We start from the raw sequence: 18,650 nt of genomic DNA, 5'->3' as shown, positions 1-18,650 counted from the left end.
CGCCATGACCAGCTCGTCCCCCATGACCCGCTCATCCACGCTTCCGGCGAGGGCCTCGGTGGCAGGGCGCGTCGTCCTCGCGATCGGGGGCGGCTACGGGATCGCAGGCCTCGCGACCGCCCTCCTCTCCCTGACCCTGCCGATGTCCCGGGCGGAGGCCGTGACGACGGCGACGCTCGCGAGCTTCGCCATCATGGTGGGCATCGTGGTCGTCGCCTTCGCGGCGCGCTCGCTCGCCCGCGCCGCCGCGATCGTCGGCGGGCTCGCCCTGCTCCTCGGCGCCGCCCTCTGGCTCGTCATGGGCTCCACCACCGGATTCACGCCATGAAGCAGGGGTTTCGCCAGTCCATGGCCTGGATGCACACCTGGTCCGGCCTCGTCGTCGGCTGGGTGCTGTTCGCCGTCTTCGTCACCGGCACCGCGAGCTATTACCGGGCGGAGATCTCGCGCTGGATGCAGCCGGAACTGAGGCGCGAGGCCGCGATCACGCCCGAGACCCTGGCGGCCTCGGCCGACCTCGCCGTCGCCCACCTCCAGGCCCATGCGGGCGGGGCGCGGATGTGGTTCGTCACCCTGCCGACGCCGGAGCGGCCCCTCGTCGAGCTGTTCTGGCGCAACCGCCCCGGCACGCCGCCGGGCCACGTCCTGCTCGATCCGCAGAGCGGCGCACCGGCGGAGATGCGGGCGACGCGCGGCGGCGACTTCTTCTACCGCTTCCATTTCGAGCTGAACCTGCCCCCGCTCTGGGGCCGCTGGATCGTCGGCATCTGCGCGATGGTGATGCTGGTGGCCCTGGTGAGCGGGATCGTCACCCACCGGCGCATCTTTTCCGATTTCTTCACCCTGCGCCGGGACAAGGCGGCGCAGCGCGGGTGGCTCGACGCCCACAACGTCAGCGGCGTGCTGGCGCTGCCGTTCCACCTGATGATCACCTATACGGGCGTCGTCACCCTGGCGATCATGTACATGCCCTGGGGCGTCACCGCGGCCTATCGCGGCGACCAGCAGGCCTTTTTCGCCGAGACCGGCCAGGTCACGCGGAACCGTCCGCCCGCGGGCGAGCCCGGCACCCTCGCCCCGGTCGGGCCGATGGTGGCAAAGGCCCTCGCGACGATCCCCGAACCGCTGGAGCGGCTCAGCATCCTCAACCCGCGCGACGCCAACTCCACGGTCGTCGCGGTGTTCGAGGAGCCGCACGGCCTCTCGCACCAGCACCCGCAGGTCGCCTTCGCGGGCACGAGCGGGACGGTGGTCGAGGTCCTGTCGGGCGGGTTGCGCCCGGCGGCCAAGACCTTCACCACCATGGTCGGCCTGCACGAGGCGCATTTCGCCGGGGCCGCCTTACGGGGGCTGTTCTTCCTGTGCGGGCTCTTGGGCTGCGCCATGGTGGGCAGCGGGCTGGTGCTGTGGACCGTGGCCCGGCTGCCGAAATCCGGGGTCGCGGCGGGATTCGGCTGGCGCCTCGTCCACACCCTCAACCTCGGCACGATCGCGGGCCTGCCGGCGGGGATCGCCGCCTATCTCCTCGCCAACCGGCTGCTCCCCCTCGACCTCGCGGGCCGGGCGGAGCGCGAGGTCTGGGTGTTCTTCGGCGCCTGGATCGCGGTGGCCGTGGCGGGGGCGTGGCCGGCGCCGCGCCGGGCCTGGCGCGGGGCGCTCGCCCTCGTGGCGGCGCTGTTCGTCGCGGTGGTGCTCGCCGACGTCGCGACCGCCCGCGCGCTCTGGGACGACCCGGCCTGGTTCCTCGGCTTCGACGCCGCCTTGCTGGCGCTCGCCGCGGGCTTCGCATCGATTTCGTACAAGGTCGCCCGGTTCGCGGCGCCGCGGCGGGCCCGCCGGGCGGCGGATGCGCCCGCGGCCGCGCCGCAGATGGGGCGGGCATGACGCTCCTCGTCGGCCTCGGCCTCAGCTTCCTCGGCCTCGCCGCCCTGTGCCTCAGCATGGCCCGGCACCACCAGGCCGTGTGGCCGGGCCCGCCGGACCGGCAGCGCGTGCTCGCCTTGCGCGCCGCCGGCTGGGTGCTGATCGCCCTGTCGCTCGTCGCCGCGATCCGGCTCGACGGCTGGAATTTCGGCCCGGTGGACTGGCTCGGATCGCTGATCGGGGCGGGCCTCGTCCTGATCGTCGTCCAGTCGTACCGGCCGCGGGCCCTCCTCTGGATGGTTCCGGCCGCGGCGGCGGTCGCTGTCGCCGCCGCGCTCGGGTCGCTGGCCTAACGGCCGGCGTCATCCCCGCCGCGACGCCTCGCCCAGCCGCCGCAGGTCCGCCACCACCGCCGGCGTGCCGGCATGGAGAAGCCCGCCGGTGAGCATGTCGTCGGAGCCGAGATACTCGGCGACGCCGCCGGCCTCGTGCACCAGCAATAGGCCGGCATAGCAATCCCAGGCGTTGAGGCCGGGATCGTAGTAGCCGGCGAGGCGCCCGGCGGCGACGTAGGCGAGCATCAGGGCGCCCGAGCCGTTGCGGAACAGCACGCCGCCCTCCTCGTAGAGCCCGCGCACGAAGGCGGCGGCCTCCGCCGCCGGGGTCTTCTGCGTGGCGCCGAAGCCGATATTGGCCGAGGTGAGCGCCGTCGCCGGGTCGATGCGCAGGGGCCGCCCGTTGAGGACCGCCCCCTGCCCTGCCAGCGCCGCGTAGGTCTCGCGCAGGACCGGCGCCTCGATCACGCCGGCCACCAGCCCGTCCGGCCCCCGCACGCCGATCGAGACGCACCAGTTCGGCTGGCCGTTGAGGAACGGGCTGGTGCCGTCGATCGGATCGACCACCCAGGTATAGCCCGACCGGCTCGGAACGGGATCGTGCTCCTCGCCGATCACGCCGTCCTCCGGGAAGGCTTGCGCGATGCGGGCGCGGATCAGCAGCTCGACCTCCCGGTCGGCCTGCGAGACGAGGTCCTGCGCGCCGCTCTTCTGCTCGATCACCAGCGCGTCGCGGGCGTTGAAAAACCCGAGGGCGGTCTCGCCCGCGGCGCGGGCGACGGCGAGGGCGAAGTCGTGGCGCGCCGCGGCGGCCCGGGCGGTCTCGGTGGTCATGGCGGTCGATTCCCTTGGATTCATGCCGGCCGTCCTACGCGGCCTTCGATCTCAGCGCTGCGACGGTCCACCCGCGATTGCGGCGCCCGTCGCGTCGCCGCCGGTGATCCCGGCGAGCGCCGCCGCGATGGCCGCTCGCGCCTCCGCCGAGGCCGGGCTCTGGGGCGGCACCGGGTCGCCGACGGCGTAGCCCTGCATCGCGAGCGCCGCCTTGACGCAGGAGGCGAGGTTGTAGCGGGCGAAGACCTCGTTGAAGGCCCAGACCCGCTTCTGCAACGCCACCGCCTCGGGCCACTTCTCCTCCCGGCAGAGCCGGTAGAGGGCCAGGCATTCCCGCGGGATGACGCAGGCGGGGCCGGCGAACCAGCCCTTGCCGCCGAGCATCATCACGCTCGCGGCGATGTGCGAGGAGGCGGCGAAGACGTCGAGGTCGTCGCCGACGCGGTTCATGATCGAGAGCAGGCGGCCGGTATTGGTCGAGGCGTCCTTGATGCCGACGATGTGCGGGTGCCGGGCGAGCCGCGCGATCGAGGCGACCGAGAGGTCGGCACGCTGGAAGTTCGGGTTGGTGTAGAGGATGATCGGCAGGTCGGTGGCGTCGGCCACGGTCAGGAAGTAGCGCTCGACTTCCGCCTCGCTCAGCGGGAAATAGGCGTCGAGGATCAGCACGATCCCGTCCGCCCCCGCCGCCCGGCAGGCCTTCGCCTGCGCGACCGCGCCGCGGATCGCCGTCGACGCGACGCCGGGCAGCACCGGCACCCGGCCCGCGGCGGCCGCGACCACCGCCGCCACGGTCTCGCGCTTCTGCGCCTCGTCGAGATAGGCGAACTCGCCGGTCGAGCCGAGTGGCGTCAGGCCGTGCACGCCGGCAACGATCAGGTCGTCGCAGAGCGATCCCATCACCCCGGCCTCGATCCGCCCCTCCCCGTCGAGCGGCGTGACGAGGTAGGGGATGATGCCGTGAAACCGCGCCATCCTCAGCGCTCCGCGAAGGTGCGCACCAGGGCATTCGCGATCGCCATCGGCGGCGGGGTCATCAGCCCGTCCGGATGGGTGCGCCCCAGCATCTGCCGCACCTCGTCGCGGCTGAACCAGCGGGCATCCTCCAGCTCGGTCCGGTCGAGCACCAGGGCGTCGCCTTGCGCCTCGCCCTCGCAGCCGATCATCAGCGAGGACGGGAACGGCCAGGGCTGCGAGAAGTGGTAGCGCACCGGCCCGACCCGCAGGCCGGCCTCCTCGAAGGTCTCGCGCCGCACCGCGTCCTCGATGGTCTCGCCGGGCTCCAGGAAGCCGGCGAGGCACGAATAGACGCTGGGCGCGAACCGGGCCTGGCGGCCCAGCAGGCAGCGGTCGCCGTTCGTGATCAGCATGATCACCACCGGGTCGGTGCGGGGGAAGTGCTCGGTGCCGCACTGCGCGCAGTCGCGCCGGAAGCCGCCGCAGGAGAGCGTCGTGGCGTGGCCGCAATTGGCGCAGAAGCCGTGCCGGGCATGCCAGCCGAGCAGCGACTTGGCGGTGGCGAGCACGCCCATCTCGGGCGCCGGCACCGCCCCCTCGACCGCGACGGCACGGGCATCGAGCACCCGGTAGGCCGGATCGTCGGAGAAGGCGGCCGCCGCATCCGCCGGCAGCGCCCCCGCGAAGGCCGGCCGCCCGCCGACCCGGCCGAGGAAGAGCTCGGGCGACGGCGCTCCGGCCCGGGCCGCGTCCCGAGGGTCCAGCAGGCAGGTGGCGCCCCCATCCGTCACCCGCAGCACCGGCACGTCGCCGCAGAACAGCAGCAGGCTCGCGTCCAGCGTATCCGCGAGCGACGGGGTCGGACCGCTGCGCTCGGCGGAGTGGCGCTCGAGCAGGCTCTGGGCGTAGCCGAGGCGATCGAGGGAGACGGGCAAGGAAGCGGGCAAGGCGGACCCTCATGCATCATCGTGCGGAGCCCGGTGCGGCCCCTCGCGTCGGAAGGAGCATGGGCAGGCAAAATGATGCAAAAGCAAGGCGGTGCGTGGGAGATCGACTCGCTCCCCATGCGCCGGACGCGCAGGTCCGAAACCGGCCGCAAGATCCGAATTCGGCGAGAGGACGGCGAGGCCGTCTCATACCCCAGCGCCTTCGAACGGAGCCGAAGACGCGGGGCAAGCCCGAACGGGCGCCGGCGCTGATGCATCGACACGTCGATGCATCAGCGCGCTGGTATCACGCGGCCTCGTTGAACAAGACCCGGCCCTCGGGCCGCATCTGCTGCAGACGATCGAAATCGACGACGTTCGCGGTGAGAAGGATGACGCCGAGCCGGCGAGCCTGGAAGAAGAGCGTGCAATCGTGCAGGGCCTTCACGCATCGGTTCCAGGCATAACGCTGGAGGCGGAACAGAATGCCGGCATAGACCGCCGCATCCTTCGTCGGTGCATGCAGGCGGTGGGCCGAAATACCGTCGAAGGTGTGCCCGTCACGCCGCCGCGAACAACCCCCTCGCCCGCTCCACCAGCTGCGCCGCCGCATGGGCCGGATAGGGCTCGCGCGTGCCGTGCCCCCAGACCGGTCCCGGCCAGGCCGGATCGGAGCGGAACCGCCCGACCACGTGGACGTGGAGCTGCGCCACCACGTTGCCGAGGGCGCCGACATTCACCTTGTCGGGCTTGGCGAGCGCCTGCATCACGCCGACCGCGAGGCGGGTCTCCTGCATCAGCCGGGCGGCATCCTCGGGGCTCAGGTCGGTCAGCTCCGAGACGTCGGGGAGCCGCGGCACCAGGACGAGCCAGGGGAAGCGCTTGTCGTTCAGCAGCAGCACGCTCGACAGGGCGAGGTCGCCGAGCGCGAGGGTGTCGGCGGAAAGCCGTGGGTCGAGGGTGAAATCGGTCATCGGATCCGTCAATGCGCCATCAGCACCGGCATGGCGGCGTGGGCGAGGATGTGGCTGGTGGCCCCGCCGAAGATCATCTGGCGCAGGCGGCTCTGGGTATAGGCGCCCTTGATCAGGAGATCGCAGCCGATCGCCTCGGCCTCGGTCAGGAAGATCTCGCCGACGGTGCGGCGGCCGGCGGCGATCGTGCGGCCCTGCGCCGACAGGCCCTCGCGGTTGAGGGCGGCGGCCATCTCCTCGGCGCTCGGGCCCGGCACCATGCCGGCATCGACCCCCAGCACCTCGATCCGGGCGGCGGCACGCAGGAAGGGGGCCGCGAAGGCGACGGCGCGGGCGGTCTCGGTCGAGCCGTTCCAGGCGATCACCACGGTCTCGCCGATGCTGGCGGGCGGCACCGGCGGGGCGATGATCAGGGGGCGGCCGCTCTCGAACAGGACCGCCTCGAGGGTGGTCATGCGCGGCGCATTCTCGCCGCTGCCGGGCCGGCCGACCACCGTGGCGTTGAACAGCCGCGCATGCTGGGCGAGGTAGCCGTCGCCGGGAGGCGCGTCGGGCAGCCAGCGGTAGCGCGGGCCGTTCCTGGCGGTGTCGGCGCTCTCGCGGGCGAGGCCGTGCCGCTCCATTGCGGCGGTGAACAGGCCACCGCAATCGCGGGCCTCGACGAGGTCGGTCTCCTCGTCGCGCACCCAGGTCATGCCCCCGACCATGTCGACGGGGACGTATTCGGCCAGGGCCGGCCGCAGGCCGAACCCCTCGATGCTGGCGCCGAAGCGGCGGGCGGTGAGGACCGCCGTGTCCAGCACCGAATCGAGCAGGGTGTGGCGGGCGACCGGAACGAGGAGCGTCTTCATGGCGGCGCACTCACCTCAGGGGCCTCGGGGACGACGACCGCGATAGCATCACGGCGGCGTCCGGCCTGTCCAGTGGGACGCTGCGGCACTCCACCGGGAGAACCGTCAGGGCCCCGCCGGAGCGCCCACCGCCCGCCCCCGCGGCTCCGTCTCCTCGAGGACCGCGCCTTGGGGAGCCGTGTCCCCGGGAGGCGCGCTCTCGGGAGGCGCGTCCTGGCTGCAGGCGGATCCCGCGCCGTCCCGGCCCCCGGGGGCACAGGTTTCCTCCAGCCACAGGGCGAGCACCAGGGCGAGGCCCGCCGGCGCGGCCAGGGCCAGGAAGGCCCAGGTCCAGCCGAGATGGAGCGCCAGCAACCCGCCGACCCAGCCCGACAGGGCGCCGCCGACCCCCTGCACCGCCGCGACGGTGCCGAGCGCCGTCTGGGTGCGGCCCGAGCCCCAAGTCAGGTCGGCCACCACCACCGGCACGGCGACGCCGATCACCCCCGAGGCGACGCCGTCCAGCACCTCGGCCAGCACGAGCCAGTAGGGATCGGACAGGAACGCGGAGAGGAGCGCCCGGACCGGCAGCACCGCGCAGGCGACGAGGAGGAGCTGGCGCCGCCCGCGCCGGTCGGCCAGCGAGCCGGCGAAGAGGGCGACCGGGATCATCACCGCCTGGGCGACGATGACGTAGCGGGCGGTCCAGCCGGTGCCGTCCTGGCCCGAGGCCACCAGCTTCTGGCCGAGCAGGCTCAGCATCGAGCCGTTGGCGAGGTTGAACAGGGCGAGCGCCGCCGAGAGGATCAGGAGGCGGCGGTCGGAGAGGACCTTGAGGATGCCGGAGCGCTCGGGCCTGTCGTCCGCGTCGTCCTCCTTCCAGCCGACGGCGCGGCGGCCGTTATAGGCGTGTCTCGGGGTCGTCAGCGCCGCCGCGATGGCGCAGGCGGAGAGCCCGCCCAGGACCCAGAAGGCGATGCTCGGGCCCATGAACGGCGTGCCGAAGCTGATCGCGAGGGCGGCGCCCAGGATGCCGACGTGATTCCAGGCCTGGTTGCGGCCCTGCTGCTTCGGGAAGGCCTGCTTGCCGACCATGCCGAGGGTCAGCGCCGTCACCGCCGGGACCACCAGGGTCCCGCCGGCCGCGGCGACGAACTGGGCCGCGAGCACGGTCATGAAGGAGCGGGCCGGCAGCAGCAGCAGGGTGCCGACGAGGATCGCCGCGCAGGCCACCGCGATCAGCATCCGGGGCCGGCCGAGCCGGTCGACCAGGGCGCCGAGCGGACCGCTCAGGGCGAGGGTCGCGAAGCCCACGATGGTGGTGACGAGGCCGACCTCGCTCGGGCCCCATTGCGCGGCCTGCGCCAGCCAGGTGCCGAGAAAGGGGCCGAGCCCGCCCTGGATGTCGCCGACGAACAGGTTGATCAGGGCGAGGTGGGTCGTAGGATTCGTCAATGCGGAGGCGCTCCGGCTCGCCCGTTCGGGCTGTCGTTCGGGTCTCTTGCTGCCCAGACGACCTAACGCGCCTGAACGGCGAATGATCGCATTCCCACGGCGACGCCGCCGTGAGGCGCACCGCGCTCCGCAGCCTCCGGGGCCGCATCCGGGATACCCTCACGGGCTCGGCACCGCGCAGGCGGCGGCGAGGCGGGCGAGCATCGGGTCGGGGATGCCCATGGCGACGAGCTGGTCGTGGGTGTGGCGGACATAATCCGGGTTGGCGCCGGACCGCCCGAGGCCCTGGCGCACCAGCCGCACCAGCTCGGCCTCCGGCAGGCGGCCGGCATATTGCGGGTGGCGGCGGTCGACGAGATAGGTCACCGCCTCGATGCGGCGCCCGTCGTCGAGGGTGACGCCGAGGACCCGCTCGACATAGACCGCGGTCACCTGCTCGCGCTCGCGCAGGTAGGCGAGCGTGGCCGCGGCGTCGGCCGCGGCGACCCGGAAGGCCATGCCGCGGCAGGAGCCGCCGCGGTCGAGCCCGAGCACCAGGCCCGGCCGCTCCGGCGTGCCGCGATGGACGTGCGAGAGCACGCAGAGCGAGCGGTGATAGCCGCGCAGGCGGCCCGGCCCGCTCTCCACGAAGGGGAAGCCCGGCCGCCACATCAGCGAGCCGTAGCCGAACACCCAGAGATCCGACGGCTCCGCCGCCTTCATCGTCATCGCCCCCGCATCCTCCCCGTCGGGTCTTCGTCCGGCCGGCCATCGCTCGGCACGACCTCGTGAGCGCGCCGTCCGGCTCGCCCGACTTGCCGGGCGCGGCCGGTAGCAGCTACGGGGACGCGGTTCAATCCGGGCGGCCCGAGCCGGGCCGCCGCAGAGCCGGGATCATGCCGATGAACCAGGGGCCGACGAACGAGACGCCGCAGCGCGAGGGGCCGGGCCGCGGGCCCGGCCTGCGCCTCGGCCTGTTCGCGCCGTTCGGGCTGCTCGTCCTGCTGGCGCTGGCCTGGACCGCGGGCTGGTTCTGGCTGCGGGGCAAGGCCGAGGGCGAGATCGACGGGTGGTTCGCCCGCGAGGCGCAGGCCGGGCGGCAATGGACCTGTGCCGACCGCTCGCTGACCGGCTTCCCGTTCCGGTTCGAGCTGCGCTGCGCCTCGCTGAGCTTTGCCCGCTCCGACGTGCGCTTCACCACCGGCCCGCTGGTGGCGGTGGCGCAGGTCTACCAGCCGCGCCACGTGATCCTGGAGGCGACCGGGCCGTTCCGGGTGCAGCAGGGCGGGCTCGACGCCGACGTGACCTGGACCTCGCTGGAGGCGAGCCTGCACGTCACCGGCGACGGGTTCCAGCGCGCCTCCGTGGTCACGGACGGCCTCAAGGGAGCCGTCACCGGTGCCGATCCCTCGCCGATCGACTTCACCGTCGGCCATCTCGAGCTGCATGCGCGGCCGACGCCGGGGCGCTTCGCCACCGACGGCGCCGTCGACCTGAGCGCCCGGGTGCAGCGGGCGAGCGTGCCGCTCATCGATCCGCTGCTCGGCGGACCCGAGCCCGCCGACCTCGCCCTCGACGCCACCGTGACCCGGGCCGCGGGCTTCCGCACCCGTACGCTGGCCCAGGAATTGGAGCGCTGGCGCGAGGCCGGCGGCGCGGTGGAGGTCGCCAGCTTCGCCGCCGAGAAGGGCAGCCGGCGCATCCGCGCGCAAGGGGTGCTCGGCCTCGACGACCTGCACCGCCCGACCGGCCAGCTCGACGTGCGCACCGCCGGCCTGGAGCAGGTGATCGCGCCGCTGATCAGCGAGCAGATCGGCGCCCGGCTCGGCGGCGACGGCGCGGCGCTGATCGGCAACATCGTCGGCCAGTTCCTGGGCGGCCGCCGCAAGGAGCCGGCGCCGGGCGAGATCGCGCCGGGCCAGAACGCGCAGGACCGCCCCGGCGAGCCGCCCCTGAAGGTGCTGCCCACCGTGCGCCTCGCCGGCGGGCGGGTGGTCGTCGGCCCCTTCGCGGTGCCGAACGTGCGGCTGCCGCCACTCTATTGAGAGCGCGGGGCGGTTGCCGCCCCGCCCGCTCCGTCGTACCCCAGGGGGCATGAGCCAGACCGCCCGATTCCAGAGCTTCGAGGATCCCAGCCATCGGGAGGGCGCGGCGCGGATCGCCGCGCTCCGGGCGGCGATGGCGCAGCGGGGCGTCGCCGGCTTCGTCGTGCCGCGGGCCGACGAGCACCAGTCGGAATACGTGCCCCCCAACGCCGAGCGGCTGGCCTGGCTCACCGGCTTCACCGGTTCCGCCGGCACGGCGGTCGTCCTCGCCGACAAGGCCGCCCTGGTGGTGGACGGGCGCTACACCCTCCAGGCCGCCGAGCAGGTCGACACCGCGGTCGTCACGCCGGTGCCGCTGGCCGAGACGAGCGCCGAGGCCTGGATCGAGGCCAACCTGCCGGCGGGCGGGGTGCTGGCCTACGATCCCTGGCTGCACACGCCGGACGGGCTCGCCCGGCTCGAGCGCGCCGCCCAGGCCGCGGGCGGGCGCGTCGAGGCCACGCCGCTCAACCTCGTCGACCTCGTCTGGATCGACCGCCCCGCCGCCCCGCGCGCGCCGGTGGTGCCCCATCCGGAGAGCCTGGCGGGCGAGGCGGCCTCCGCGAAGCTCGGGCGGGTGCGCGAGGCGTTGGCCAAGGCGCGGCTCGACGCGCTGGTCGTGTCGGACCCGCACAACCTCGCCTGGGCCTTCAACCTGCGCGGCGGCGACGTCGCCCACACCCCCTTGCCGCTGGGCTACGCGGTGATCCCGCGGGAGGGCGCCGCGCGCCTCTTCCTCGACCCCGAGAAGGTGACGGAGGGGGCCGCCGCGGCCCTCGACGGCCTGGCCGAGCGGGACGAGCCCGGCGCGCTGCCGGCGGCGCTCGACGCCCTCGGCGCCGCCAAGGCCCGGGTCCGGGTCGATGCCGCCACCGGTGCCGTGGCGCTCGGCCGGCGGATCACCGCGGCGGGCGGCACGCTCGATGTCGGGCCCGACCCGATCACCGCCATGAAGGCGGTGAAGAACGCGGCCGAGATCGCCGGTGCCCGCGCCGCGCATCGGCGCGACGGCGCGGCGGTGACCCGCTTCCTCGCCTGGCTCGCCCGCGAGGCCCCGGGCGGGGCGGTGTCGGAGATCGACGCGGTGGTGCGGCTCGAAGCCTTCCGGGCCGAAGCGAACGCCTTACGCGAGATCGCCTTCCCGACCATCTCGGGGTCGGGGCCGAACGGCGCCATCGTGCATTACCGCGTCACGCGCGGCACCGACCGGCGGGTGGGCCCGGGCGAGCTGTTCCTGATCGATTCCGGGGCGCAATACGGCGACGGCACCACCGACATCACCCGTACGGTGGTGGTCGGCACCCCGAGCGCGGAGATGCGCGACCGCTTCACCCGGGTGCTCAAGGGCCACATCGCCATCGCCACGGCTTTGTTTCCCCGCGGCACCACGGGGGCGCAGATCGACGCCTTCGCCCGCCGCCCGCTCTGGGAGGCCGGCCTCGACTTCGATCACGGCACCGGCCACGGCGTCGGCGCCTTCCTGTCGGTGCATGAGGGGCCGCAGCGGATCGCCAAGACCGGCACGGTGGCGCTCCAGCCCGGCATGATCGTCTCGAACGAGCCGGGCTACTACAAGGCCGGCGCCTTCGGCATCCGGATCGAGAACCTCGTCCTGGTCGAGACGCGGGACCTGGCGGGCGCCGAGCGGCCGATCCTCGGCTTCGAGACCCTGACGCTGGCGCCGATCGACCTCGCGCTGGTGGCGCCGGAGCTGCTCACCCCGGACGAGACCGCGTGGCTCGATGCCTACCATGCCCGGGTGCGCGAGGCGCTCGCCGATCTGGTGGACGCGGAAACCCGCGAGTGGCTGGTCGCGGCGACACGGCCGGTCGCGGCCCTGGCCTGACATCCTGTCGGCTTGCGTTCCCCGGCGATGCCGGAGCCGGTCGTCGCCGTCACGGCCGCCGCCAGGGAGCGTCGAGGGGGAGCCTTGAGGACGCCTGGCCGCCCCGGCCCGTCAATAGGCGTCGCAGGGACCGGCATCCTGGAGATGGACCCCCAGCGTCAGGGCGCGGGTGTCGATGCTGACGCCCGGCCGCGCCTCGCTGGTCGGCGGATGGGTCAGCATCGTGCCCCAGAACAACCCGGTCGCGAGGGCGAGGGCGCAGAGGGTGGTCAGAACACGCATGGCGGCCTCCTGCGGCCCCGGTCATCCGGGCGGGCGGGTCTTGTCGGGGGACTTGCGAGCAGGTTTGCCGTCGTGTTCGCGCACGGCCGCACGCAAGGTCCGGCGTGCCGCATCGTCGCGATCACTTGCCCGAACACTTGCCTGCCGAAGCAACGATTCGGCGGAATACGATCGATCCTGCTTCTTTATTCCCGACCGGCGTAGCAACGACCGGGAATGCCGTCATCCCTCATTCAGATGAGGCGCGTCGCGCGGCGTCGATGCCACGTCTCGCCTCCGCTCGGCGCAGGCGAACCCCTCGGAGGCCCCGGGCTCACTCCGCCGGCTGGTGCCGGCCCGCCTCCCCGTCCGGCCGGCTCGCCGGCCGCCGGCCGCGGCGCAGCGACAGGACGAGGCGCGTCGCGCCCGTGCCGAGGCGGTCCATGTAGAGGTAGAGCACCGGCGTGATGAACAGGGTGAGGAGCTGGGAGACCAGGAGCCCGCCCACCACCGCCACGCCGAGGGGCTGGCGCAGCTCGGCGCTGGCGCCGTGGCCGATGGCGATCGGCAGGGTGCCCATCACGGCCGCCGCGGTCGTCATCATGATCGGGCGGAAGCGTAAGGAGCAGGCCTCCCGGATCGCCGCTGCCGGGCTCCAATTCTGCTCGCGCTGGAGCACCAGGGCGACGTCGATCATCATGATGGCGTTCTTCTTCACGATGCCGATCAGCATCAGGACGCCGATGATCGCGATCACCGAGAGGTCCATCCCGTAGAGCTGGAGCGCCCCGAGCGCCCCGATCGCCGCCGCCGGCAGGCCGGTGAGGATGGTGAGCGGGTGGATGAAGCTCTCGTAGAGGATGCCCAGTACCAGATAGATGGTGATGACGGCGGCGGCGAGCAGCAGGCCCTGGTTCGCCAGGGCGTCCTGGAACACCTGGGCGGTGCCGGCGAACGTCGTGGTGATGGTGCCGGGCACCCCGAGCCCGTCCTTGATCGCCGCGATGCGGTTGACCGCCTGGCCGAGGGCCACGCCCGGGGCGAGGTCGAACGAGATCGTCACCGCCGGCAGGAGGCCGAGCTGGTTGATCGAGAGCGGGCCCGGCACCCGGGCGACGCTGGCCACCGCCGAGAGCGGCACCAGCTTGCCGTTATTCGCGCGCAGCCGGATCTCGTCGAGCCGGTCGGCGGTCCAGTTCAGGCGCGGGTCGAACTCGGTGATGACCTGGTAGCTGTCGGCGGTGCCGTAGATCGTCGAGACCTGCCGGGTGCCGAAGCCGGTATAGAGGGTCTGGCGGATCTGGTCGGAGGTGATGCCGAGCGCCTGCGCCTTGTCGGTATCGACCGTGACCTTGGCCTGGAGCGCGGCGTTCTGCAGGTCGCTCGTGACGCCCGCGAAGGTGGCGCGGTCCTTCGCCAAAGCCTCGGTCAGCCGCTCGGACCAGCGCTCGAGCTCGGGGCGGTTCAGGCCCTGCACCACGTACTGGTACTGGCTCTTCGACTGGCGCCCGCCGAGGCGCAGGTTCTGCACCGGCGTGATGAACGAGGTCAGTCCCGGCACCGTCGCGAGGTCGCGCCGCAGCTCGGTGATGGTGCGGCTCAAGGGGGGACGCCGGTCGCGGTCCTTCAGCTCGACGAAAAACGAACCCTGGTTGAGGGTGCCCGAAAACCCGTTCGAGCCGGCCCGGCTCACCACGTGGGCCACCGCCGGATGGCGGGCGAGGATCACCTCGGCCTGGTGCTGGAGCGCCGTCATCGCGTCGAAGGAGACGTCCTGCCCGGCTTCCGTCGCGATCTGGAGCTGGCCGATATCCTCCGAGGGGAAGAAGCCCTTCGGGATGACGACGAACATCCAGGCGGTCAGCGCCACGCTGGCGAAGAACACCATCAGGACCGCGAAGGGCCAGCGCAGGCAGAGATCGACGCCGCGCTCGTAAAGTCCCTGCATCCGGGCGAAGCCGCGCTCGAACAGGTTCTTCTTCTGCCCATGGCCGGCGGCGTCCGCCGGCAGGCGGGCGGCGAGCATCGGGGTCAGGGTCAGGGAAATCACCGCCGAGGCCACGATGGCGATCGTCACCACGATGGCGAACTCGTTGAAGATGCGCCCGACGACGCCGCCCATCAGCAGGACCGGGATGAACACCGCGACGAGCGAGATGGTGATCGACAGGATGGTGAAGCCGATCTCGCCCGCGCCCTTCAGCGCCGCCTCGAACGGCTTCATCCCCTCCTCGACGTGCCGGACGATGTTTTCCAGCATCACGATCGCGTCGTCGACGACGAGGCCGACCGCCAGGGTGAGGCCGAGGAGCGAGATGTTGTCGATCGAGTAACCGAGCAGGTACATCGCCCCGAAGGTCGCGATGATCGAGATCGGCACCGCCACCGACGGAATCAGCGTGGCGGCGAGCCGCCCGAGGAAGAGGTAGATCACCGCGACGACGAGGACGATGGTCAGCACCAGCGTGAACTGCACGTCGTGCACCGCCTCGCGGATCGAGAGCGAGCGGTCGTTGACGACGTCGATGGTGCCGCTGCCGCCCAGCTGCTCCTGGAATTTCGGCAGCATGGCGCGCACCCGGTCGACCACGTCGACGGTGTTGGCGTCGGGCTGGCGCTGGACGGCGAGGACCAGGCCGCGGGTGCCGTCCTTCCACGAGGCGATGCGGTTGTTCTCGACCGAATCGATGACGCGAGCGACCTCGCCGAGGCGCACCGGCCGGCCGTTGCGGACCGCCACGATCACGTCGCGGAAGCCGTCGGCGTTCATCAGCTGGGTGTTGGTCTGGATGGTGAGGTTCTGCCCCCTCCCCTCCACCACGCCGACCGGGGTCGAGGTGTTGGCGTTCTGGATCGCCGCCTGGACCTCGTCGACGCCGATGCCGCGCGCCGCGAGCACGTTGGGGTCGAGCTGCACCCGCACGGCGAATTTCTGGCTGCCGAAGACCAGGACCTGCCCGACGCCGGTGATGGTCGAGAGCGAGGGCGAGATCACCGTCTGGGCGAAGGCGTCCAGCGTCGGAAGCGGCGTCGTCTCGCTCGACAAAGCGAGCAGGATCACCGGCGCGTCGGCGGGGTTGAGCTTGCGGAAGCTCGGCGGTATCGTCAGCTCGACCGGCAGCCGGCGCAAGGTGCGGGTGATCGCCGCCTGCACGTCGGCGGCGGCCTGGTCGATGTTGCGCGACAGCTCGAACTCGACGGTGATCGAGGTGAAGCCCTGGTAGTTCGTCGCCGAGATCGTGGCGATCGACGGGATCGTCGAGAACTCCTTGATCAACGGCGTCGCGACCGAGGCCGCCATCGATTCCGGCGAGGCGCCGGGCAGCTGCGCGGTGACCGAGATGGTCGGGAAATCCACGGTCGGCAGCGCCGCCACCGGCAGGAAGCGGTAGGCGAACAGCCCCGACAGCGTCAGCGCGATCGAGAGCAGGATCGTTGCGACGGGCCGGCGGATGAACGGGGCCGAGAGGTTCATCGACTTACTCGATCCGGGTGGGAGCGCCGGCAGCCGAAGCCTGCTCGGCAGAGACTTGCGCCTCCGTCGCGTCCTGCGGGCGCTCGGTGACGGGCAGGCCCTGGCGGACCCGGAACTGGCCTTCGACCACCACCCGCTCGCCGGGCTTCAGCCCCAGGCTCAAGGCGGCGCGGCCGTCGCGGGAGGTGATCACCTCGACGGTCCGGCGCTCCGCCGTGCTGTCGGGCCGCACCACCCAGACGAAGCTGCCCTCCTGCCCCGGCTGCACCGCGGCCTGCGGCACCGTGACGGTGCCGGGCCGCCGCCCGAGATCGACCTCGACGCGGACATACTGGCCGGGCCAGAGCCGGTCGTCCTCGTTCGGAAACAGCGCCCAGGCGGTGACGGTGCCCGATGCCTGGTCGACGCTCGAATCGACGAAGGAGAGCCGCCCGACCGCCAGCACCGCCTCGCCGCCGCTGGGATAGACCCGCACCGGCGCGGTGCCGGGCCGGGCGAGCGCCGCCCGCAACCCGTCGAGGTCGCGCTCCGGCAGCGAGAAGGTGGCGCGCAGGGGCCGCATCTGCGTGATGGTGACGAGGCCGGTGCCGGCGGATTCGTTGCCCTTGACGAGGTTGCCGGTGGTGACCAGCACCCGGCCGAGGCGGCCGGCGATCGGCGCCCGCACGGTGGTGTAGTCGAGCCGGACCTTGTCGGCCTCGATCGCGGCTTGCGAGGCCGCGACGTTGGCCGCCGCGACCTTGGCCTCGGCGCTGGCGAGGTCGAACTGCGCCTGCGAGGCGGAGGAGCGAGACAGCAACTCGCCGACGCGGCGCACGTCGTTCTGGGTGCGGACCTGGGTCGCCTGGTCGCGGGCGAGCGCCGCCTCGTTGCGGGCGAGCTGGGCGCGGATCTCGCGGTCGTCGAGGCGGTAGAGGACGTCGCCGGCCTTCACCACCTGGCCGTCGCGGGCGAGCTGCTCGACGATGACCCCGTCGATGCGCGGGCGCACCACCACGCTCGCCATCGGCTCGACCCAGCCCACCGCCGAGCGGGTGAGCGCGAGGTCGGTGACGCCCGCCGCCACGGTGGTCACCACCGGCCGGGCGGCGGCGGGGTTCGGGGCCGGGCTCGCGGGTGCCGGCGGGGGGAAGGCTGCGGGCAGGTGCTGCGCGAGGGCCGGCGGAAGCGCCTCCCGGGCCGTGCTCCAGGCGGCGCGGGTGTCGCCGCCGTGGCGCTGCACGAGCCATCCCGCCCCGGCCGCGACGAGCGCCAGGAGAACGAGGACGAGGCGGATCATCGTGGGGCTCCTGTGGGCGGCGTGAGGGGGGCGCTGAGGCCGTCGAGGAAGAAGTCGGCGACCGAGGCCGAGGCGGGCGGGCGCCGGCCGGTGCCGTGCACCGCCATGCGGATGCCGCCGAGGATCATCAGCACGGCGAGGTCGATGTCGGGCACGCGAAGCTCGCCCTCGGCGACGCCGTCGCGCAGCAGGTCGGCCAGCGCCCCGCGCAGCCCGTCGAAGCCCTCGCGCAGCACCCGCCGGCTGCGCTCGCCGAACTCGGCGCCCCGTCCTTCGATGGCGGTCAGGGCCGGCGAGAGGGCGCCGATGCGCTCCAGCACCAGCCCGACGGCCACCCGCAGGCGCGCGGGAGCCCCCGTGGCGGAAATCGCCCCGATGGCGTCGCGCAGTTCCGCCAGCGTCCAGGCGAGGCCGTCGATGAACAGGGCTTCCTTGGTGGGGAAGTAGCGATAGAGCGTCGGTTTCGCGACGCCGGCGGCGGCCGCGACCGCATCCATGTGGACGGCGGCGTAGGGCAGGCCCGAGAACAGCCCCATCCCGGCTTCGAGGATGCGGCGGCGGCGCTTGCGATCGAGGGGCTTGAGGGTGACGGGATCGAGCGTGCGGTCGGCGGGGACGTGCGCGACGTGAGGGCGATCGGCGTGGCGTGCGGCGTCGCTCATGAAGGCCTAACTGAACTGACGGGTTCAGTTAGCGGTGCGGCGCCACGAGCTGGCAAGCGACGGCTTCTGCGGCAGAATGGCGCAACGTGACTGGAACGGGAATGGCGGGAAAAAATACATCCAGGGAGTGTTTTAGCGTCAGAGCAGTAAAAAATAGTAAATATATAATAAATTTTTATACTCTGTTTGATTAACTTTTGCAGATATGGCGTCTTCTGCGTCATTCCGGGCTCCGCTGCGCGGCCCCGGAATGACATGGAGGGCTATAAATCAACCGGACGGCCGTCGAGACCGCCGGGTCTGCCGTCGCGGCCGGCCCTTACACCAGATGAATCGCATGCGGTGCGAACAGCCCGATCGCCAGCATGGCGATCCCGACGATTCCCAGCGCCCCGCCCGCGAAGGCGAGCGCCGCGATGCCGGTGATGACCTGGGCGGACGCGAGCACGATGCCGATCTGGAAGGCGGCGGAGCCGAGCTCGTAATGGTGGTAGCGGGCGAGCGAGAGGTCGCGCTTGGCCTCGGCCGCCTTGGCCTTGGCGGCGAGCTCCTTGCGGCCGTCGCCGGAGGCCGGGTCGGATTCCCAGCGCGCCATGGTCTTGGCCCATTCCTCGACCTGCTTCTTCACCGCTTCGGGGGGCGCGCCCGGCTCGAGGGCGATCTCCTCGCTGGCGGTCTTCAGCACCGTGGCGCGGATCGTACGGGCCTGGAAATAGGCCCAGAGATTCGAGGACTCGACGTTGGCGCCGAGCGCGTCGGTCTGCGCGCTCTTCGCCAGGGTCTCGCCGAGGGCGAGGAAGAGCGCCAGGATCGAGATCAGCAGCGCGACCTTCTTGTTGGAGCTGTCGACCGCTCCGTGACCACCCGACATCGTCGTCTCCCCTCAACCG

Annotated in this window: 18 protein-coding genes; 5 read left to right on the top strand and 13 right to left on the bottom strand. The window is 72.6% G+C overall.

The window, feature by feature from the left end:
- The first annotated feature begins 4 nt into the window (after window positions 1–4).
- The 3 genes from VQ03_RS12400 to VQ03_RS12390 are packed head-to-tail and all read left to right on the top strand — an operon-like array spanning window position 5 to window position 2,216.
- Entirely contained in the window at window positions 5–328 is a 324-nt protein-coding gene (locus VQ03_RS12400; protein WP_048451178.1) for a hypothetical protein, read from the top strand.
- Window positions 325–1,884: a PepSY-associated TM helix domain-containing protein gene (locus VQ03_RS12395; protein WP_048451177.1), complete on the top strand. Its 1,560-nt coding sequence runs from the start codon at window positions 325–327 to the stop codon at window positions 1,882–1,884. The genes VQ03_RS12400 and VQ03_RS12395 overlap by 4 nt, the downstream gene beginning before the upstream one ends.
- On the top strand, window positions 1,881–2,216 hold the full coding sequence (locus VQ03_RS12390) for a DUF3325 domain-containing protein (protein WP_048451176.1): 336 nt from the start codon (window positions 1,881–1,883) through the stop codon (window positions 2,214–2,216). The genes VQ03_RS12395 and VQ03_RS12390 overlap by 4 nt, the downstream gene beginning before the upstream one ends.
- A 9-nt stretch (window positions 2,217–2,225) precedes the next feature.
- Here VQ03_RS12390 and VQ03_RS12385 read toward each other — a convergent pair whose 3' ends face one another.
- The 8 genes from VQ03_RS12385 to VQ03_RS12350 form a co-directional block, all read right to left on the bottom strand.
- Window positions 2,226–3,032, bottom strand: a complete 807-nt coding sequence (locus VQ03_RS12385; RefSeq protein ID WP_048451175.1) for an inositol monophosphatase family protein — start codon at window positions 3,030–3,032, stop codon at window positions 2,226–2,228.
- Between the two features lie 51 nt (window positions 3,033–3,083).
- Entirely contained in the window at window positions 3,084–4,007 is a 924-nt protein-coding gene (locus tag VQ03_RS12380) for a dihydrodipicolinate synthase family protein (RefSeq protein ID WP_048451174.1), read from the bottom strand.
- Between the two features lie 2 nt (window positions 4,008–4,009).
- Window positions 4,010–4,924, bottom strand: a complete 915-nt coding sequence (nudC, locus tag VQ03_RS12375; protein WP_083467958.1) for an NAD(+) diphosphatase — start codon at window positions 4,922–4,924, stop codon at window positions 4,010–4,012.
- 298 nt (window positions 4,925–5,222) lie between these two features.
- Window positions 5,223–5,363, bottom strand: coding sequence for a hypothetical protein (locus tag VQ03_RS33020; protein ID WP_157064084.1), 141 nt, complete (start codon window positions 5,361–5,363; stop codon window positions 5,223–5,225).
- Window positions 5,364–5,475: 112 nt separating this feature from the next.
- A complete protein-coding gene (locus VQ03_RS12365; RefSeq protein WP_048451172.1) occupies window positions 5,476–5,889 on the bottom strand; it encodes an HIT domain-containing protein in 414 nt (137 codons plus the stop codon).
- A gap of 8 nt (window positions 5,890–5,897) precedes the next feature.
- Window positions 5,898–6,740, bottom strand: coding sequence for a universal stress protein (locus VQ03_RS12360; RefSeq protein ID WP_048451171.1), 843 nt, complete (start codon window positions 6,738–6,740; stop codon window positions 5,898–5,900).
- 105 nt (window positions 6,741–6,845) lie between these two features.
- Window positions 6,846–8,174: an MFS transporter gene (locus VQ03_RS12355; protein ID WP_167376084.1), complete on the bottom strand. Its 1,329-nt coding sequence runs from the start codon at window positions 8,172–8,174 to the stop codon at window positions 6,846–6,848.
- A 159-nt stretch (window positions 8,175–8,333) separates the two neighbouring features.
- Window positions 8,334–8,876, bottom strand: coding sequence for a gamma-glutamylcyclotransferase (locus tag VQ03_RS12350; RefSeq protein WP_048451204.1), 543 nt, complete (start codon window positions 8,874–8,876; stop codon window positions 8,334–8,336).
- Window positions 8,877–9,055: 179 nt separating this feature from the next.
- Here VQ03_RS12350 and VQ03_RS12345 point away from each other — a divergent pair, with 179 nt between their 5' ends.
- Both VQ03_RS12345 and VQ03_RS12340 read left to right on the top strand, forming a co-directional pair.
- On the top strand, window positions 9,056–10,198 hold the full coding sequence (locus VQ03_RS12345) for a DUF2125 domain-containing protein (protein WP_048451170.1): 1,143 nt from the start codon (window positions 9,056–9,058) through the stop codon (window positions 10,196–10,198).
- 49 nt (window positions 10,199–10,247) lie between these two features.
- Window positions 10,248–12,083 carry an aminopeptidase P family protein gene (locus tag VQ03_RS12340; RefSeq protein WP_048451169.1) on the top strand — a complete coding sequence of 612 codons (1,836 nt, stop codon included), beginning with the start codon at window positions 10,248–10,250 and terminating at the stop codon, window positions 12,081–12,083.
- A 111-nt stretch (window positions 12,084–12,194) separates the two neighbouring features.
- On the opposite strand, the gene VQ03_RS33745 is transcribed toward VQ03_RS12340, so the two are convergent.
- From VQ03_RS33745 to VQ03_RS12320, 5 genes are all read right to left on the bottom strand, one after another.
- Window positions 12,195–12,365, bottom strand: coding sequence for a hypothetical protein (locus tag VQ03_RS33745; protein ID WP_167376083.1), 171 nt, complete (start codon window positions 12,363–12,365; stop codon window positions 12,195–12,197).
- A 313-nt stretch (window positions 12,366–12,678) separates the two neighbouring features.
- Window positions 12,679–15,819, bottom strand: a complete 3,141-nt coding sequence (locus tag VQ03_RS12335; protein WP_048451168.1) for an efflux RND transporter permease subunit — start codon at window positions 15,817–15,819, stop codon at window positions 12,679–12,681.
- Between the two features lie 4 nt (window positions 15,820–15,823).
- The gene (locus tag VQ03_RS12330) at window positions 15,824–17,098 is read right to left on the bottom strand and encodes an efflux RND transporter periplasmic adaptor subunit (protein ID WP_048451167.1); all 1,275 of its coding nucleotides are present in this window, start codon (window positions 17,096–17,098) and stop codon (window positions 15,824–15,826) included.
- Window positions 17,095–17,760 (bottom strand): TetR/AcrR family transcriptional regulator, encoded by a 666-nt coding sequence (locus VQ03_RS12325; protein WP_245292059.1) that lies wholly within the window; start codon window positions 17,758–17,760, stop codon window positions 17,095–17,097. The genes VQ03_RS12330 and VQ03_RS12325 overlap by 4 nt, the downstream gene beginning before the upstream one ends.
- A 319-nt stretch (window positions 17,761–18,079) precedes the next feature.
- Window positions 18,080–18,631: a DUF4337 domain-containing protein gene (locus VQ03_RS12320; protein ID WP_048451166.1), complete on the bottom strand. Its 552-nt coding sequence runs from the start codon at window positions 18,629–18,631 to the stop codon at window positions 18,080–18,082.
- Window positions 18,632–18,650: the final 19 nt, after the last annotated feature.

This window comes from Methylobacterium tarhaniae, assembly GCF_001043955.1.
GTDB lineage: Bacteria > Pseudomonadota > Alphaproteobacteria > Rhizobiales > Beijerinckiaceae > Methylobacterium > Methylobacterium tarhaniae.
Note: the sequence above shows the minus strand (reverse complement) of the source record. Positions and strands in the feature narration are given on the sequence as shown.

What these genes read in the sequence shown, in the direction of transcription:
- VQ03_RS12400 (WP_048451178.1), top strand. Translation starts at nt 5, where the DNA reads ATGACCAGCTCGTCCCCCATGACCCGCTCATCCACGCTTCCGGCGAGG.
- VQ03_RS12395 (WP_048451177.1), top strand. Translation starts at nt 325, where the DNA reads ATGAAGCAGGGGTTTCGCCAGTCCATGGCCTGGATGCACACCTGGTCC.
- VQ03_RS12390 (WP_048451176.1), top strand. Translation starts at nt 1,881, where the DNA reads ATGACGCTCCTCGTCGGCCTCGGCCTCAGCTTCCTCGGCCTCGCCGCC.
- VQ03_RS12385 (WP_048451175.1), bottom strand. Translation starts at nt 3,032, where the DNA reads ATGACCACCGAGACCGCCCGGGCCGCCGCGGCGCGCCACGACTTCGCC.
- VQ03_RS12380 (WP_048451174.1), bottom strand. Translation starts at nt 4,007, where the DNA reads ATGGCGCGGTTTCACGGCATCATCCCCTACCTCGTCACGCCGCTCGAC.
- VQ03_RS12365 (WP_048451172.1), bottom strand. Translation starts at nt 5,889, where the DNA reads ATGACCGATTTCACCCTCGACCCACGGCTTTCCGCCGACACCCTCGCG.
- VQ03_RS12360 (WP_048451171.1), bottom strand. Translation starts at nt 6,740, where the DNA reads ATGAAGACGCTCCTCGTTCCGGTCGCCCGCCACACCCTGCTCGATTCG.
- VQ03_RS12350 (WP_048451204.1), bottom strand. Translation starts at nt 8,876, where the DNA reads ATGAAGGCGGCGGAGCCGTCGGATCTCTGGGTGTTCGGCTACGGCTCG.
- VQ03_RS12345 (WP_048451170.1), top strand. Translation starts at nt 9,056, where the DNA reads ATGAACCAGGGGCCGACGAACGAGACGCCGCAGCGCGAGGGGCCGGGC.
- VQ03_RS12340 (WP_048451169.1), top strand. Translation starts at nt 10,248, where the DNA reads ATGAGCCAGACCGCCCGATTCCAGAGCTTCGAGGATCCCAGCCATCGG.
- VQ03_RS33745 (WP_167376083.1), bottom strand. Translation starts at nt 12,365, where the DNA reads ATGCGTGTTCTGACCACCCTCTGCGCCCTCGCCCTCGCGACCGGGTTG.
- VQ03_RS12335 (WP_048451168.1), bottom strand. Translation starts at nt 15,819, where the DNA reads ATGAACCTCTCGGCCCCGTTCATCCGCCGGCCCGTCGCAACGATCCTG.
- VQ03_RS12330 (WP_048451167.1), bottom strand. Translation starts at nt 17,098, where the DNA reads ATGATCCGCCTCGTCCTCGTTCTCCTGGCGCTCGTCGCGGCCGGGGCG.
- VQ03_RS12325 (WP_245292059.1), bottom strand. Translation starts at nt 17,760, where the DNA reads ATGAGCGACGCCGCACGCCACGCCGATCGCCCTCACGTCGCGCACGTC.
- VQ03_RS12320 (WP_048451166.1), bottom strand. Translation starts at nt 18,631, where the DNA reads ATGTCGGGTGGTCACGGAGCGGTCGACAGCTCCAACAAGAAGGTCGCG.